The sequence below is a fragment of the Pseudarthrobacter sp. NamB4 genome, assembly GCF_005796185.1.
Classification (GTDB): domain Bacteria; phylum Actinomycetota; class Actinomycetes; order Actinomycetales; family Micrococcaceae; genus Arthrobacter.
The window spans coordinates 58,855-73,807 of record NZ_VAHM01000005.1; the positions used below are offsets into that span (position 1 = coordinate 58,855).

Sequence of the window (14,953 nt, forward strand, 5' to 3'; positions counted from 1 at the left end):
TCAGCCGCCCGCACCCACCCATTCCACGCTTCCGTCGGCAAAGAACTGTTCTTTCCAGATGGGAACCTGCTCCTTGATCCGGTCCACCAGTTCGGAGCACACTGCGAAGGCCTGGCCGCGGTGCGCGGCCGATACCGCGCAGACCAGCGCGGGATCGCCAATGTGGAGCATGCCGATCCGGTGGGCTGCCCAGATGCGTACGGGCTGCGAGGTTCCGCCGCCTTCCCCGCTGGCTGCCGCCTGTTCGGCGGCCAGCTGCGCGACGACGTCGGACATCACCTGGTGGGCCGTGGGATGCGCGCTGTAGCTGAGGCGCTCCACCGCTTTGCCGCCGTCGTGGTTCCGTACGACGCCGCTGAAGCTGACCACCGCGCCGGCGGTATCGCTTTCCACCGCCGCGATGGCCTGGTCGACGGAAATCGGCTCCGCGCTCAGGACGGCGTTGACTACCTCGAATGCCGCTTCAGTGCCCATGTCCGCCTTCCAGCTGGTCGCAAAGATGCCCGATCACCGGGTCGAGGACGCTTAGTCCGTCCATGACTCCCTTTGGTGAGCCGGGCAGGTTGATGATGAAGGTCTTTCCCGCGGCACCTGCGTGTCCGCGGCTGAGGACCGCCAGCGGAGTCTTCACGGCACCGGCGCGGCGGATCGCTTCCATGATGCCCGGGATCTCACGGTCCAGCAGCGGCAGGGTGACCTCCGGTGTCCTGTCATCCGGGCTCAGACCGGTGCCGCCGCTGGTAATCACGACGGCGGGGCGCTGGGTGAGGAGCGCCCGGAGGGCGGCCCCAACGGGCTCACCGTCGGGAACCACCATGGCAGGAAAGACGTCAAAGCCGTGTTCCGTAAGCCAGTCGGTGATCACGGGCCCGGTTTCGTCGTCGTAGATGCCGGCGGCGGCACGCGTGGAGGCGATCACGACGCCGGCCTTCCGGCCCTGGACGTCGCCGTGACGGTGGGGTTCGGGGGCGTTGAGGGTGCTGGTCACAGTGTCCAGTCCCCGCTCTTGCCGCCGCTCTTGGCCAGCACCTTGATGTCGTTCAGGACGGCGTGCTTGTCCACGGCCTTGATCATGTCGTAGACGCTCAGCGCCGCGACCGAGGCAGCGGTAAGGGCCTCCATTTCCACCCCGGTCACGCCGCGGGTCTTGACGGTGGCGAGAATGGCCACGGACTCCGCTTCGAGCTCGAAGTCAACGGTGACCTTGGACAGCGGCAGCGGGTGGCACAGCGGAATCAGCTCCGGGGTCCTCTTGGCCGCCATGATGCCGGCCACCCGGGCCACGGCCAGGGCGTCCCCCTTGGGCAGGCCGCCGGTTCCTAGCAGGCCCATCACCTCTGCCGTGGTTTGGACGGTGGCTCTGGCGGTGGCCTCGCGGGTGGTTTCGGCCTTGGCGGAAACATCCACCATCTGGGCGCTGCCGTCCTGGCGCAGGTGCGTCAGTCCGGCAGGGGTCTGTTCTGCATTCACAGCATCCATACTTCCACCTCCTCCCCCGCCGCGAGCGCGCCCACTCCTGCCGGGACGTGGACCAGCACGTTTGAACCGGCCAAGGCGTGCATCAGGTGCGAGCTTTCCCCGCCTTGCAGTGCCACTGTCCCGTCCGGGCCGAGGGTGCCGCGGCGGACCTGGTGTTTATTTTCCGGGGAGGTGAGGGGCTGACTCAGGCGCGCGCGCAGTGGCAGGCGCGGTGCCGGAGCACCGAAGAGGCCGGCGAGGACGGGGCGGAGGAACATTTCAAAGGACACGAGGCAGCTGACTGGATTGCCCGGAAAGCCCAGGAAGGGCCGCCCTTCGAACGTGCCGATTCCTTGCGGGCCGCCCGGCTGCATTGCCACGTGCAGGAAATCCGCCGGCTGGTCCGCCATGGCCTGCCGGACCACCTCGTACGCGCCCTTGCTGACCCCGCCGGTCGTGACGATCAGGTCAACACCCGCGCCTTCGCTTCGCAGCAGCTGTCGAAGTGCTTCCGGATCATCGGTGGCGATTCCTGCACGCCGGACCTCCATCCCTGCCTGCTTCATGGCAGCTTCCAGGAGCGTGCCGTTGGAGTCGTAGATTTTTCCGGCCGGCAGCGCCTGCCCGGGCTGGACCACTTCGTCACCGGTGGTGACGAGCAGGACTGTCACGGCCCGGTGGACAGCCACCTCCGGGATGCCCAGCGCCGCGAGCAACCCGAGCTGCGCCGGCCCCAGGAAGGTGCCGGCGGCCAGAGCCGTTTCGCCGGCCCGCACATCGCTGCCGGCCTCCCGGACAAAGGTGCCGGGGGTTGCCGGGGGCAGCCACACCGTCGCCTCCGTGCCCAGCCCGGCATGCGGCAGGAATCGGTCCGGGACAGCCCTTTCAATGGGAACGACGGCGTCGGCCCCATCCGGGAGCATGGCGCCGGTCATGATGGGCGCAGCCATCCCGGACTCGAGTGCTGCGGGCCTGGCGCCCGCCGGAACGGCAGGCATGACGCGCAGCCCTGCTCCGCCGTCGGGCACGTCTGCGGAACGGACGGCATAGCCGTCCATCTGCGAGTTGGCGAAAGGCGGAAGACTGATGGGTGCGCGGACATCCTCGACCAGGCCGCGGCCCAGCGCTTCCTGCAGGGGCAGCATTTCAGTCCGCTCCGGTGACCGCATCGGCTGGAGGAGCTCAGCGACGGCGGCCGCATGGTCAGCGATGGACCAAGACTGGTGTCCGGCATGGTGCCTGGCCGCAGGGGTAGTTCCGCTGCCGCCGTGATGCAGCGTGTTCTCCAGTGAGGCTCCGTGCGGTTCCGGGCTGGTCATGGTTCCACCTTCAGTTCAGCCTTCAGGGTTGCACATCCACTCTAATCGTGTGCAGGCCTGTTGCTCCGTCCGGGGCTACCGGCCGGCCCTGCTCCTCCTGGACGCGGCCGGCGGGATCCGTGGCTCTGGCCTGGACCTCATACTGCCCTTCAGTCATGTCCACTGCCAGCTTCCATTGATACCAGGTGTCCAGCGAGATGCTCTGGGACAGGTCCGCCTGTTGCCAGGGGCCGCGGTTTACGCGCAGCTCCACCTTCCCAATCCCCGTGTACTGGGCCCAGGCGTCTGCGCCGGGGTCAAGACAGCCAGCAGGCCCACTCCACCGGCCGGGCTGATGAAGCCGTGGCTGGGAGCTGTCCACACCTCAAGCATAGGTTCGGGAGTGACCCGGGGGACCTGTTCGATTGCAGGTTCTGCTGCTGCGCCTTCAGCCGTCACGGGTGTGATGCACGCCCCAAGGTGGCGTAGCCTGAATTCATGAGTGTCCAGCTAGGCATGCCGCAGCCCCGGGAGGAAGCAGCCGGTGCCCTGCCGTCGGTACCCGCTGCCCGTCCCGCCGATGCTCCGCCCGGGTTGGCTGACCGGTACGGCCGGCGCGCCACGGACATGCGGTTGTCCTTGACTGACAAGTGCAACCTTCGCTGCACCTACTGCATGCCGGCGGAGGGGCTGGAATGGCTCTCGAAGCAAGCGGTGATGTCTGCGGAGGAGATCGTTCGGATTGTCCGGATCGGCGTTGAGCAACTGGGCGTGCGGGAACTGCGGCTGACGGGCGGAGAACCGCTGGTGCGGCACGACCTGGTGGAGATCCTCGCCGCCCTGCGCAGCAACCACCCCAGCCTTCCTGTCTCGATGACCACCAACGGCGTGGGTCTGGCGAAAAAAGCCGCGGCGTTGAAGGCGGCAGGCCTCACCCGCATCAATGTTTCCCTGGACTCCCTGCACGAGGAAACCTTCACCCAACTCACGCGACGGCCGTTCCTGAACCAGGTGCTGGCGGGCGTTGATGCCGCCTGGGCCGCCGGCTTGGGGCCCGTAAAGCTCAACGCCGTCCTGATGCGTGGCATCAACGACGCTGAGGCGCCGTCGCTGCTCGCCTGGGCGCTGGGGCGGGGGTACGAGCTGCGCTTCATTGAGCAGATGCCCCTTGACGCCGACCACGGCTGGACCCGCCGGAACATGATTACGGCCGCCGAAATCCGCGAGCTGCTGTCTTCTGATTTTGTCCTGAGCCCGGATCCGCGTGCGCGTGACGGCGCCCCCGCGGAGCGGTTTGAAGTACGACGGCGGGCGGCAGGGTCCGCGGTTGCGTCCGGCCCGGTGCTGGGGACTGTGGGGATAATCGCCTCGGTCACGGAACCCTTCTGCTCGGACTGCCGGAGGACCAGGATAACGGCCGAAGGCAAGATCATGAGCTGCCTCTTCTCCCGGGAGGAGTTTGACCTGCTGGGCCTGCTGCGTTCGGGGGCGAGCGATGAAGCCCTCGCCAAGCGGTGGCAGGACGCCATGTGGCTCAAGCCAAAGGCCCACGGAATGGACCACGTGGGACTCGATGCTCCGGACTTCGTCCAGCCGGACCGCAGCATGAGCGCCATCGGGGGCTGACACCTATGAACGTACGCTACTTCGCTGCCGCACGCGCTGCGGCGGGCCTGGAGGAGGAGAGCTTCGACCTGGCGCAGGGCGCTACCGTGGCCGACCTCCTGAAGACGGTCCTGTCTGTTGAGCGGCCGGAGCCTCCTGCCGGAACTCCCCCGCTGCCCCGCATCCTGTCGCGTAGCAGTTTTCTGCTCAACGAGGTGGCAGTGCGGGACCATTCGACGGTCTTGGCTCCGGACGACGTAGTGGACGTGCTGCCTCCCTTTGCGGGGGGCTAGGAGCACCTTTCGACGTTTGGTTCGCGCGGCCGCGTGGATTGTCGGTGCCTGCGTGGATGATGCTCGTATGAAGCAGATGATCGCGGGGGCGGCGGCCTTGGTCGGTGCCGCGACTGCTCCGGACCTCCCATCAACTGCACCCCGGAATGTCAGACCCTCCGGGGATGATGTTGGCATGGAAAACAGCACGGGTCCGGGATCGGTGATGGATGGCATTGAGGCCTCTGTTGCCGGGCTCGGTGCGCTGTTTGCCGAGGATGCTGCCCTGGCCGCTGCTGACGGTGTTGCCGGGGGCAGTGTCCCTGCGATGGATAGGTTGCAGCGGGCGTACGGGATCCGGCTGGACCGGATGGCGGTGATGAGGCGGCTGGAAGCCCAGATCGCGGCGCTGAAGGCCCGGGACGCGGCCGAAGCCATCGGCCTGCAGCACGCGATGACACCGCCGGAGGCACCGGTGCAGGAGCGGACCTTCAACGAGATCTCCACGATCGAGGAAATCGCCGGGGTCCTCACGGTCAGCTCCGGGGCCGCCGCCGCGTTCGTCACCCAGGCCCGGCGGCTCTGCTCCCTGCCGCCGGCCATGGCCGCCCTCGCCGCCGGGGCCATGTCCTGGCAGCACGCCCGGATCCTCGCGGACGAAACCGAAGGCCTCAACCCGGCGGGCGCCGCAGCGCTGGTGGCACACATCCTCAACCAGGAGGCCGCGCGCGGGTGTCCGGCGGGGGAACTGGTCCCGTCCCGGTTCCGGGCGAAGGTCCGCTCCTGGCGCGAACGCCACCACCCCGAATCAATCGAAAAACGCCACGCCAAAAGCGTCACGGACCGGCGGGTGGAATACAGCCCGGACCGGGACGGCATGGCCTGGCTCTCCGCCTACCTCCCGGCCGACACCGCACTGGGAATCTGGAACAAAACCACTGCCATCGCCCGCGGCCAGCAAGGTCCCCAGGAAACCCGCACCCTCACCCAACTCCGCGCCGACATCATCGCCAACACCCTTTCCACCGCCGGACACCCCGGAACCCACACCGGGACGAAGAACGGGCTGGACAGCGGCAGGCTGGGCAAGAACGGCGTGGGCAACGATGCAGACCAGTCCCATGACGTGATCGGCATGGCCTTCCTTTCCACCGCCGCCAACGCCGCCGGCCTTGATGACAGTTGCACCCGTGCCGGCGGTTCCAGCCCCGGCACCGGAAGGCCTGGCACTACTGTCAGCCCGGAGGATGCCCATCACGCCAGCGCAGGCCCTGCCGCCCGCCAAAGAGTCTCCCCGCCCCGCGCGGACGTGCTCGTCACCGTCCCGGTATTCTCCCTGCTCGGCCTCACCGACGAACCAGCAACCCTTGACGGCTACGGCCCCATCCCCGCCTCCATGGCCAGGACCCTCGTCGCCGGCGGCGCCGAATCTTTCTACCGGGTACTGGTCGACCCGCGGGACGGGGCACCACTGGAAATCGGCCGCACCAGCTACCGGCTCACCAAAGCAATGAAACAAGCACTGCGCCTCAGGGACGGCAAATGCACCTTCCCCGGCTGCAGCAACCACTCCCCCGACAACGAAACCGACCACCTCACAGCCTGGCACCGCGGCGGAACCACCGGGATCAGCAACCTCGCACAACTCTGCCCCAAACACCACCGCCTCAAACACCACAGCCGCTGGACACCAACACCAGCCACCAAAAACCAACCACCCGGCTGGACCTCACCCACCGGCCGCCACTACAAAAACGAACACCACGACTGGGAACCACCACAATGGCCGGAACGGCCTGTTCCTCTGGAAGCTGACCCTGCGAAGGAAGGGAATGCCGGTAAGTTACCGGTTCAGCCATCGGCACCTCTACAGAGCGGGCGCACAGCTGCTTCGGCTGCCCCTGTTCGACACCCATCACAGCGCTGATGCCCCGTCCTGTTGCCGGACCCTCCGCCTGAAGAACCCGCAAGCGACAACCTCGTGCATCCCGACGATCTTCCGGCTGGGAACAGCTTGTGGGATGACTTCTACGCCATGCCCCCGAAACCTTCTGAGGACCCGCTCAACGAGCGGGATTGGGACAAGATCCAGCTCTGACCTGCCTGTATCCGCAGCCGCTGGAACCCTTTAGCTCCGCTGGAACCTCGAGGTCATGAAGGGAACATACGTTGAGCCAGTCCCATCGGCCACGCCGGACTCCTGATCCGCTGCTTTGCCGCCAGGGGTGCGAAGCTCTGTCACATGGGTGAGGACATCGCCGTCGACGCTCAGCGTGTGACGGGTCCAACCGGCGGAGCCATGGCGCTCCACCCTCAGGGCACCGCCGTGCCATGTGCACCGGACGGGGGCACCCGGCGCCGGGCTCGCGTTGTCCACGTAGTACCAGAAGACGTTCCGGTGGTCCGGATCGAGAGTGAAAATCCCGTGGCCTTCGAAATGCGTCCCGTCCGGTTCAACGTGGCGGTAGCTCTGCACAACCGCCACACCGCCAGCAACCGGCCGGTAGGTCACGTCGGCTTCAACTGTGCGTTCCGGTCCCCAAGGGCCGGCGGCAAAGCGGGTACTGCCGTGCCAGTGCCCAAGGAAGCGGGCCAAGACACCCAGACCACGGACAGGAGGGATTCCTTTCACAGTCCCTCACCTCCTGTCCCAGATCCCTGCCGCTGCGCGCCTAGAGCCCGAAGGTCTCCGTCTCCTCGAACGGTCCCACAACCGTGACTGTCCTCGGCGCTGCTGCGAGCTCCGCTGCAAGGTCCTGGACCTGCTCGGCTGTAACGGCCTTGATCAACCGCAGGGTTTCGTCGATGTCCTGGTATTCACCGGAAACGAGTTCGGCCCGGCCCAGCCGTGACATCCTGGAGCCGGTGTCCTCCAAGGCCAGCACAATTCCGCCGCCCAGCTGGCCCACGGCCTTGCGGAGCTCGTCCTCGGTAATGCCGTGCTCTGCCAGCTTGTCCAGCTCAACGGCCAGCAGGTCCAGCACTTGGCGGACCTTGGACGGGGTGCACCCGGCGTACATCCCGAAGTACCCGGCATCCGCGTAGGAGGATGCGAAGGAATAGGTGGAGTAGACCAGGCCCCGCTTCTCACGGATCTCCTGGAACAGGCGCGAGGACATTCCGCCGCCCAGGACAGCATTCAGGACGCTCATGACGTAACGCCTTTCGTCCGTGGCGACGATGGTGGGGCAGCCCATGATGATGTTCGCCTGCTCCACTGCGCGTTTGACGACATGCAGACCGGCAGTGCCGGTGATGAGGGCCCGTTCGGTGGAACGGCGCTCCACCGGTGCAGCGTCCGCCTTCAGTGACCATCCGGCAGACTCAAGGGCGTCCACTACGAGGTCGCAAACAACGTCGTGCTCCAGGCCGCCGGCGGCAGTGATGACCAACTCGTCCGGCCGGTAGTAGCGCTGGTAGTGCTCCCACACGGAGTCACGGGCCACTGCCTTGATGGCGTCCGGCGTCCCGCCAATTGGGCGCCCCAGGGGGTGACTGCCGAGGACGGCGGACACGAAGTGTTCATGGGCAACGTCGGTGGGGTCATCGCTGTCCATCGCGATTTCCTCCAGGATGACGTCCCTTTCCTGTTCCATCTCGGCCGGATCCAGGACAGCGCCGGTGATCATGTCTGCGATCACGTCGATGGCCATCGGCAGGTCGGTGTCGAGGACGCGGGCGAAGTAGCAGGTGCTCTCTTTGGCGGTGGCTGCGTTGGATTCGCCGCCCACCTCATCGAAAGCGGAAGCAATTTCCAGCGCAGTGCGGCGCTTGGTCCCTTTGAAGAGGAGATGCTCCAGGAAGTGGGTGGACCCATGCTGGCCGGGGGCCTCGTCCCGTGATCCAACACCCACCCAGAAACCGATCGTGGCGGACCTCTGCCCGGGCATCGCCTCCGTCAGCACACGCACTCCCCCGGGCAGCACCGAACGCCGGACTTCGGAACCGCCGTCGGAGCCGTGGACCAGGGTGTCGCCGCGGTGGTTCTGCTCAAGCGGCAGGGGTACAACAGTCATTGAGGCCTTTCACAGGGGCAGCCGGATCTGGCTGCCATCGTAACAGCGGCGGGGCCGGTGGATCATCCACCGGCCCCGCCGATCAGTGCTTGTGCCGGAAACCGGAACTTTTAGACGTCAGCGCCTTCAGCAGGTTCCGTGGTGTGAACACGCTCGGCCTCAACCTCGGCGCCTTCTTCCTCGGCAACAACCGGGGCGAGCGAGAGCTTTCCACGGTCATCGATCTTGGTGATCTCCACCTGGACCTTCTGGCCCACCGAGACAACGTCCTCGACATTGTCCACGCGCTTGCCGTTGGCCAGCTTGCGCAGCTCGGAGATGTGCAGGAGACCGTCCTTGCCCGGGGTCAGCGACACGAAGGCACCGAAGGTGGTGGTCTTGACGACCGTGCCCAGGTAGCGTTCGCCGATTTCCGGGACCTGCGGGTTGGCAATGGCGTTGATGGCGGAGCGTGCTGCCTCGGCAGACGGTCCGTCGGTGGCGCCAATGTAGACCGTGCCGTCATCCTCGATGGAGATGTCGGCGCCGGTGTCTTCCTGGATCTGGTTGATCATCTTGCCCTTGGGGCCGATGACCTCGCCGATCTTGTCCACGGGGATCTTCACGGCGATGACGCGCGGTGCGAACTCGGAGAGCTCGTCCGGGGTGTCGATGGCCGAATCCATGACCTCGAGGATGTGCAGGCGTGCTTCGCGGGCCTGCTTCAGGGCTGCTGCCAGGACCGAGGCGGGGATGCCGTCGAGCTTGGTGTCCAGCTGAATGGCGGTGACGAACTCGGAGGTACCGGCCACCTTGAAGTCCATGTCACCGAAGGCATCTTCGGCGCCAAGGATGTCAGTCAGGGCAGCGTAGCGGGTCTGGCCGTCCACCTGGTCGGAGACCAGGCCCATGGCGATGCCGGCGACGGCGGCCTTCAGGGGCACACCGGCGTTCAGCATCGAGAGAGTGGAGGCGCAGACGGAACCCATCGACGTGGAACCGTTGGAGCCAAGGGCCTCGGACACCTGACGGATGGCGTACGGGAACTCCTCGCGGGACGGCAGCACCGGCACGAGTGCGCGCTCGGCCAGGGCACCGTGGCCGATTTCACGGCGCTTGGGCGAACCCACACGGCCGGTTTCGCCGGTGGAGTACGGCGGGAAGTTGTAGTTGTGCATGTACCGCTTGGTCTTCACCGGCGACAGCGAATCGATCTGCTGTTCCATTTTCAGCATGTTCAGCGTGGTGACACCCATGATCTGAGTCTCGCCGCGCTCGAAGATGGCGGAACCGTGGACGCGCGGCAGGACCTCGACCTCGGCGGTGAGCTGGCGGATGTCCGTCAGGCCGCGGCCGTCGATGCGGATCTGGTCCTTGAGGATGCGCTGGCGTACAACGTGCTTGGTGAGCGAGCGGAAGGCTGCCGACAGTTCCTTCTCGCGGCCTTCGAACTGGCCGGCAAGGTCCGCGAGGACCTCGTCCTTCAGGGCGTCCGCCGCGTTCTCGCGCTCCTGCTTGTCCGCAATCTGGAAGACAGCGGTCAGCTTGTCAGTGGCGGCAGATTCGACGGCGGCGTAGGCGTCCTCCTCGTAGTCCAGGAAGACCGGGAAGTCGACGGTGGGCTTGGCAGCGCGGGCAGCCAGGTCCGCCTGGGCTTCACAGAGTGCCTTGATGAATGGCTTGGCAGCCTCAAGGCCCTCGGAAACAACCTCTTCGGTGGGGGCAGTGGCGCCCTGTTCCTTGATGAGGTTCCAGGAGTTGTCGGTGGCTTCGGCTTCCACCATCATGATGGCAACGTCGTCACCGGCAATGCGGCCGGCCACCACCATGTTGAAGACGGAGTTTTCAAGCTGGGAGTGCTTGGGGAAAGCAACCCACTGTGAACCGTTTTCATCGGCAACCAGGGCAACGCGGACGCCGCCGATGGGTCCGGAGAACGGCAGGCCGGAAAGCTGCGTGGACATCGAGGAGGCGTTGATGGCCACTACGTCGTAGAGCTCGTCGGGGTTCATGGCCAGGACGGTGACGACGATCTGGACCTCGTTGCGCAGGCCCTTGATGAAGGCGGGGCGCAGCGGGCGGTCCATCAGGCGGCAGGCCAGGATGGCTTCGGTGGACGGGCGGCCTTCGCGGCGGAAGAACGAGCCCGGGATGCGGCCGGCAGCGTACATGCGCTCTTCGACGTCGACCGTCAGCGGGAAGAAGTCAAAGCCTTCACGCGGGTGCTTGCCGGCAGTGGTGGCGGACAGCAGTGCGGTGTCGTCGTCGATGTACACCATGGCTGCGCCGGCTGCCTGCTTGGCGAGGCGTCCGGTTTCAAAGCGGACCACGCGCTTGCCGAAACGGCCGTTGTCAATGACTGCTTCCGAGAACTGGATTTCGGGACCCTCCAAGAGAGTCACCTCCGTTTCTGTTTTGCGGAAGTCCAGCCGCATCAACCCAGCCCAGCATCTGTCTACTGGCCCTGCACCCGGTCATCGATCGAGACCCACGGGCCGGGGCTTCGGTCAACGAAGCCTTCCCGGGGATCACTACCGAGGACCGCGAATGCGTGATGCGGTTGATCCTCCTGTTTAGTTTTTCGTTTGAAGAAGGCGGCCCGTTCCATGGTGGAAAGGGCCGCCCCAAAGTCCGACTAGCGGCGCAGGCCGAGGCGCTCGATGAGCGAACGGTAGCGGGCGATGTCGGTCTTCTTGAGGTAGCTCAGCATGCGCTTGCGGCGACCAACCATGGCCAGCAGACCGCGCTGGGTGTGGTAGTCGTGCTTGTGCTCCTTCATGTGCTCAGTCAGATCCTTGATCCGCTGGGTCAGGACAGCAACCTGGACCTCCGGTGAACCGGTGTCGCCTTCAGCGGTTGCGTACTCCTTGATGATGGACTGCTTTACAGCGGCGTCAAGTGCCACAATAACTCCTAGGAAATGTGCCGTGAGGGCCCAGGTCAGAAATTCACTGCCGGGTCTGCTGCCGCGGCTGATCCCGGTTGTTCGGGCCGCGCCGTACGCAACAGGAACCAGCCGCCACGGACTGCAGCCGGATCCACCGCTAAGTTTACCGGCCGCTGCCTAAAGTTGTCGAAACAGCTGTGGCTGGGTGACCCGCCCTGCCGGCGTCCGCTAGGGCTTCAGGCGGCTCTGCATGGCCTCCATGCCCTGCAGAACCTCTTTGAAGCTGGTGCTGAGGGGTGACAGGCCCACCCGGATGCCACGCGGAGAACGGAAGTCCGGAATCACATCCCCATCCCATAGGGCTTCCACTGTTTCCTTGGTGAAGTGCGGGTGGTCCACAGTGATGTGGCTGCCGCGCAGTGCCGGGTCGCGGGGCGTCGCAAGCTCTGCCCCCAGGGGCGCCAGCCGGGCATCGAAGATCTCGACCGCGAAAGCGGTCAGTTTCTTTGATTTTTCCCGGATTGCGGCCATGGTGGCCTCCTCGATGAGGTCCAGGGTCCCCCGCATCGCCAGCATCCCGAAGATCGCGGGAGTCCCGCTTAGGAAACCGCGGATGCCAGGGGCAGGTTCATACCCTGGCCCCATGTCAAAAGCGTCCTTTCGGCCCATCCAGCCCCAGATGGGCTGGTTCAGCGAGGGCAGATGCCGATGGTTGACGTAGGCGAACGCCGGTGAGCCGGGCCCGCCGTTCAGGTACTTGTAGGTGCAGCCGGCGGCGAAGTCCACCCCGGCGCCGTCGAGGTCTATTTCGACTGAACCCGCGGAATGGCAAAGGTCCCACACCACCAGCGCTCCGGCGTCCTGGACAGCGGCAGTAATGGCGGGAAGGTCGGCCAGGTGCCCTGAGCGGTAGGCGATCTGGCTTAGGAGTACGACGGCGGTACGCGGCCCCACTGCCCCGCGCACCTGGTCAACGGTCACCCCCGAGGCCGGGTCGGCTTGGATCCAGCGGAGGGTCAGGCCCTCCTCGAGTGCTATGCCTTCCACCAGATAGCGGTCGGTGGGGAAGTTTTCGGTGTCCAGCACCAGTTCGTTGCGGTCGGGGTCAGCCACGGCAGTGAGGGCTGCGCGGATCAGCTTGTACAGCACGACGGTGGTGGAGTCGGCGATGATTGTTTGGCCAGAGGCTGCGCCCAGCACGGCCCGGCCCAGCTGGTCGCCGATGGACTGCGGCAGGCCCAGCCATTCCTCGTCCCAGCCACGGATCAGCCGGCCACCCCAGCCCTCCTGGATGAAGCGGCTGATGTCGTCAACGGTGCGCTTGAGGGGACGGCCCAGGGAGTTGCCGTCCAGGTAGGACAACCCGGTGTCCGTACCGATGAAGTGGTGCCGGTAATGAGCCAGCGGGTCCTGGCTGTCCAGTTCTTCGGCGCGCTGCTGCAGGGTCATGGTGGCCTCTTCCACGGTGGGCTTTCGGAAGTTCAGGGCCGCATCAGGCCCAGTGGTGGCGCCGGTGCTCACTGCCCGATCTCCGTACGGACAGCAAAGAGTTCCGGGAAGAAGGTCAGTTCCAACGCTTTCTGCAGGAAGGCGGCGCCGCTGGAGCCGCCGGTTCCGGTCTTCATGCCAATGGTCCGCTGCACCGTCCGCAGGTGCCTGAAACGCCAGAGCTGGAAGTTGTCCTCAAGGTCCACCAGTTCCTCGCAGGCCTCGTACGCCCCCCAGTTGTCCGCCGCGTGTTCGTAGATGTGCTTGAACAGCGGTACCAGTTCGGGGGTGTACTCGTGGGCCTTCGTTACATCCCGCTCCAGGACGGACGCCGGAACATCGAACCCCTGCCGCGCGAGGTACGCCAGGAACTCGTCGTAGATACTGGGCGCAGCCAGCAGCTCCTCCAGCAAGGCGTGCGCTGCCGGATCGGACTCGAAGACCGGCAGCATTTTGCGGTTCTTGTTGCCCAGGACGAATTCGACAGCCCGGTACTGGGCGGACTGAAAACCGGATGAGTTGCCCAGGAAGCCCCGGAACTGGGCATACTCGGTAGGTGTCAGGGTAGCCAGCACGGACCACTGCTCCGTCAGGGTCTTCTGGATGTGCTTGACCCGGGCGATGCCTTTAAGCGCCGACCCCAGGTCGTCGTCCCGCAGCCACTCCGCCGCGCTGCGCAGTTCATGCAGCACCAGCTTCAGCCACAGCTCCGTGGTCTGGTGCTGGATGATGAAGAGAAGTTCATCGTGGTGTTCCGGCTTACTGACTGGCTGCTGGGCACTCAGGAGGGTCGGCAGCTGCAGGTAGGAGGCGTAGCTCATCCGTGCGCTGAAGTCGCGGACGATGCCCTTGTCCAGTTTCCGGGTGTTCTTTTCGACGGACACGTGCTGCCTTTCCCTCGGGTGGCTGGCGCCCCTAGCGCCGGGCCAGCAGATCGTGGGCCTGGGCGACGTCCAGGCGCATTTGCTCCACGAGTGCCTCCGGCCCACGGTAAGCCACCATGCCCCGAAGGCGGGCAACAAATTCCACGATTACTGTCTGGCCGTACAGATCGAAGTCCTCCACGGCCTCCTTCGGCCTGTCGATCACGTGGGCCTCGACCTGGCGGCTGACGCCGTCGAACGTGGGATTCGAGCCCACGGAGATGGCTGCCGGCCAGCGGGTCCCCGCCTGGTCCACGAGCCAGCCCGCGTAGATGCCGTCGGCAGGAACCAGACCGCTGGCATTGCCGGCAAGGTTAGCCGTGGGGAACCCGAGAGCCCGGCCACGGGCTGCGCCGTGTACAACTTCGCCGCGCATCCTGTGCGGGCGGCCCAGGACGGCGGACGCCGTGGCGACGTCTCCGTCCTGCAGGGCTTCACGCACCCAGGTGGAGGAGCAGCGGCGGTCCTTGCCGTCGTCGTCATGCAGCGGGTACCCCTCAGAGCCAAACTCGCTGATCACCTGGACCTCAAAGCCGAACTTCTGGCCGAGCGCCTTCATAGTGTCCAGATCGCCAGAGTTGCCGCGGCCAAAGCGGGCATCGTGGCCGATCACCACATGTGCGGCGTGCAGGCGGTCCACCAGGTACTGCTCCACGAACTCTTCAGGGGTGAGGCCGGCGAGGTCCAGCGAATACTTCATGACAAGGATGGCGTCAAGACCGAGTTCCCCGAGCGCCTCAAGCTTGTCCTGCAGGCCCATGATGAGTTCTGGGGCAGATTCAGGACGGTGCACCACGGCAGGGTGCGGGTCAAAGGTGACTGCCACCGCTTTTGTGCGGGTGATGCGGGCGGTGCGGATGAGTTCGGACAGCACCTGCTGGTGCCCCCGGTGCACGCCGTCGAAATTTCCGAAGGTAACGACAGATGGGCCGAAGTCCGCCGGGACCTCGGACGGATCGTTCCAGATGTAGACCATCACCCTCGCCTTAACCGCTTGCAAGCTTCTGCGTCCGGGCCGGTCCGGCCG

Annotated in this window: 15 protein-coding genes; 3 read left to right on the top strand and 12 right to left on the bottom strand. The window is 65.9% G+C overall.

Annotated elements, in window-relative coordinates; all coding sequences use genetic code 11:
* From FDW81_RS06110 to FDW81_RS06130, 5 genes are read right to left on the bottom strand one after another with little or no spacing between them, the layout of a single operon-like run.
* Positions 1 to 474 (bottom strand): molybdenum cofactor biosynthesis protein MoaE, encoded by a 474-nt coding sequence (locus FDW81_RS06110; RefSeq protein WP_138133262.1) that lies wholly within the window; start codon positions 472 to 474, stop codon positions 1 to 3.
* Entirely contained in the window at positions 464 to 988 is a 525-nt protein-coding gene (locus FDW81_RS06115; RefSeq protein WP_138133263.1) for a MogA/MoaB family molybdenum cofactor biosynthesis protein, read from the bottom strand. Before FDW81_RS06115 ends, FDW81_RS06110 begins: the two co-directional genes overlap by 11 nt.
* Positions 985 to 1,479, bottom strand: a complete 495-nt coding sequence (moaC, locus tag FDW81_RS06120; protein ID WP_138133264.1) for a cyclic pyranopterin monophosphate synthase MoaC — start codon at positions 1,477 to 1,479, stop codon at positions 985 to 987. Before moaC ends, FDW81_RS06115 begins: the two co-directional genes overlap by 4 nt.
* A complete protein-coding gene (gene glp, locus FDW81_RS06125; protein WP_138133265.1) occupies positions 1,467 to 2,777 on the bottom strand; it encodes a gephyrin-like molybdotransferase Glp in 1,311 nt (436 codons plus the stop codon). Before glp ends, moaC begins: the two co-directional genes overlap by 13 nt.
* 22 nt (positions 2,778 to 2,799) lie before the next feature.
* Positions 2,800 to 3,030: a hypothetical protein gene (locus FDW81_RS06130; RefSeq protein ID WP_370278780.1), complete on the bottom strand. Its 231-nt coding sequence runs from the start codon at positions 3,028 to 3,030 to the stop codon at positions 2,800 to 2,802.
* A gap of 224 nt (positions 3,031 to 3,254) precedes the next feature.
* On the opposite strand from FDW81_RS06130, the gene moaA reads away from it, so the two are divergent.
* The 3 genes from moaA to FDW81_RS06145 all read left to right on the top strand — a co-directional run bounded on the left by moaA (position 3,255) and on the right by FDW81_RS06145 (position 6,560).
* A complete protein-coding gene (moaA, locus tag FDW81_RS06135; protein WP_171027123.1) occupies positions 3,255 to 4,382 on the top strand; it encodes a GTP 3',8-cyclase MoaA in 1,128 nt (375 codons plus the stop codon).
* 5 nt (positions 4,383 to 4,387) lie between these two features.
* Positions 4,388 to 4,654, top strand: a complete 267-nt coding sequence (locus FDW81_RS06140) for a MoaD/ThiS family protein (RefSeq protein WP_138133266.1) — start codon at positions 4,388 to 4,390, stop codon at positions 4,652 to 4,654.
* A 175-nt stretch (positions 4,655 to 4,829) separates the two neighbouring features.
* The gene (locus tag FDW81_RS06145; protein WP_240719997.1) at positions 4,830 to 6,560 is read left to right on the top strand and encodes an HNH endonuclease signature motif containing protein; all 1,731 of its coding nucleotides are present in this window, start codon (positions 4,830 to 4,832) and stop codon (positions 6,558 to 6,560) included.
* A 201-nt stretch (positions 6,561 to 6,761) separates the two neighbouring features.
* Here FDW81_RS06145 and FDW81_RS06150 read toward each other — a convergent pair whose 3' ends face one another.
* The 7 genes from FDW81_RS06150 to FDW81_RS06180 all read right to left on the bottom strand — a co-directional run bounded on the left by FDW81_RS06150 (position 6,762) and on the right by FDW81_RS06180 (position 14,902).
* A complete protein-coding gene (locus FDW81_RS06150) occupies positions 6,762 to 7,265 on the bottom strand; it encodes a DUF1579 family protein (RefSeq protein WP_138133267.1) in 504 nt (167 codons plus the stop codon).
* Positions 7,266 to 7,305: 40 nt separating this feature from the next.
* Positions 7,306 to 8,649: a pitrilysin family protein gene (locus FDW81_RS06155; RefSeq protein ID WP_138133268.1), complete on the bottom strand. Its 1,344-nt coding sequence runs from the start codon at positions 8,647 to 8,649 to the stop codon at positions 7,306 to 7,308.
* Positions 8,650 to 8,759: 110 nt separating this feature from the next.
* The gene (locus tag FDW81_RS06160) at positions 8,760 to 11,021 is read right to left on the bottom strand and encodes a polyribonucleotide nucleotidyltransferase (RefSeq protein WP_138133479.1); all 2,262 of its coding nucleotides are present in this window, start codon (positions 11,019 to 11,021) and stop codon (positions 8,760 to 8,762) included.
* A gap of 242 nt (positions 11,022 to 11,263) precedes the next feature.
* Positions 11,264 to 11,533 (bottom strand): 30S ribosomal protein S15, encoded by a 270-nt coding sequence (gene rpsO / locus FDW81_RS06165; RefSeq protein WP_043452786.1) that lies wholly within the window; start codon positions 11,531 to 11,533, stop codon positions 11,264 to 11,266.
* A 210-nt stretch (positions 11,534 to 11,743) separates the two neighbouring features.
* A complete protein-coding gene (locus FDW81_RS06170) occupies positions 11,744 to 12,964 on the bottom strand; it encodes a kynureninase (RefSeq protein WP_138133481.1) in 1,221 nt (406 codons plus the stop codon).
* 68 nt (positions 12,965 to 13,032) lie between these two features.
* Positions 13,033 to 13,887 carry a tryptophan 2,3-dioxygenase gene (gene kynA / locus FDW81_RS06175; protein WP_138133269.1) on the bottom strand — a complete coding sequence of 285 codons (855 nt, stop codon included), beginning with the start codon at positions 13,885 to 13,887 and terminating at the stop codon, positions 13,033 to 13,035.
* Positions 13,888 to 13,918: 31 nt separating this feature from the next.
* On the bottom strand, positions 13,919 to 14,902 hold the full coding sequence (locus tag FDW81_RS06180) for a bifunctional riboflavin kinase/FAD synthetase (RefSeq protein ID WP_138133270.1): 984 nt from the start codon (positions 14,900 to 14,902) through the stop codon (positions 13,919 to 13,921).
* Positions 14,903 to 14,953 lie beyond the last annotated feature (51 nt).

What these genes read in the sequence shown, in the direction of transcription:
- glp (WP_138133265.1), bottom strand. Translation starts at nt 2,777, where the DNA reads ATGACCAGCCCGGAACCGCACGGAGCCTCACTGGAGAACACGCTGCAT.
- moaA (WP_171027123.1), top strand. Translation starts at nt 3,255, where the DNA reads ATGAGTGTCCAGCTAGGCATGCCGCAGCCCCGGGAGGAAGCAGCCGGT.
- FDW81_RS06155 (WP_138133268.1), bottom strand. Translation starts at nt 8,649, where the DNA reads ATGACTGTTGTACCCCTGCCGCTTGAGCAGAACCACCGCGGCGACACC.
- FDW81_RS06110 (WP_138133262.1), bottom strand. Translation starts at nt 474, where the DNA reads ATGGGCACTGAAGCGGCATTCGAGGTAGTCAACGCCGTCCTGAGCGCG.
- FDW81_RS06145 (WP_240719997.1), top strand. Translation starts at nt 4,830, where the DNA reads ATGGAAAACAGCACGGGTCCGGGATCGGTGATGGATGGCATTGAGGCC.
- FDW81_RS06140 (WP_138133266.1), top strand. Translation starts at nt 4,388, where the DNA reads ATGAACGTACGCTACTTCGCTGCCGCACGCGCTGCGGCGGGCCTGGAG.
- moaC (WP_138133264.1), bottom strand. Translation starts at nt 1,479, where the DNA reads ATGGATGCTGTGAATGCAGAACAGACCCCTGCCGGACTGACGCACCTG.
- FDW81_RS06180 (WP_138133270.1), bottom strand. Translation starts at nt 14,902, where the DNA reads ATGGTCTACATCTGGAACGATCCGTCCGAGGTCCCGGCGGACTTCGGC.
- FDW81_RS06170 (WP_138133481.1), bottom strand. Translation starts at nt 12,964, where the DNA reads ATGACCCTGCAGCAGCGCGCCGAAGAACTGGACAGCCAGGACCCGCTG.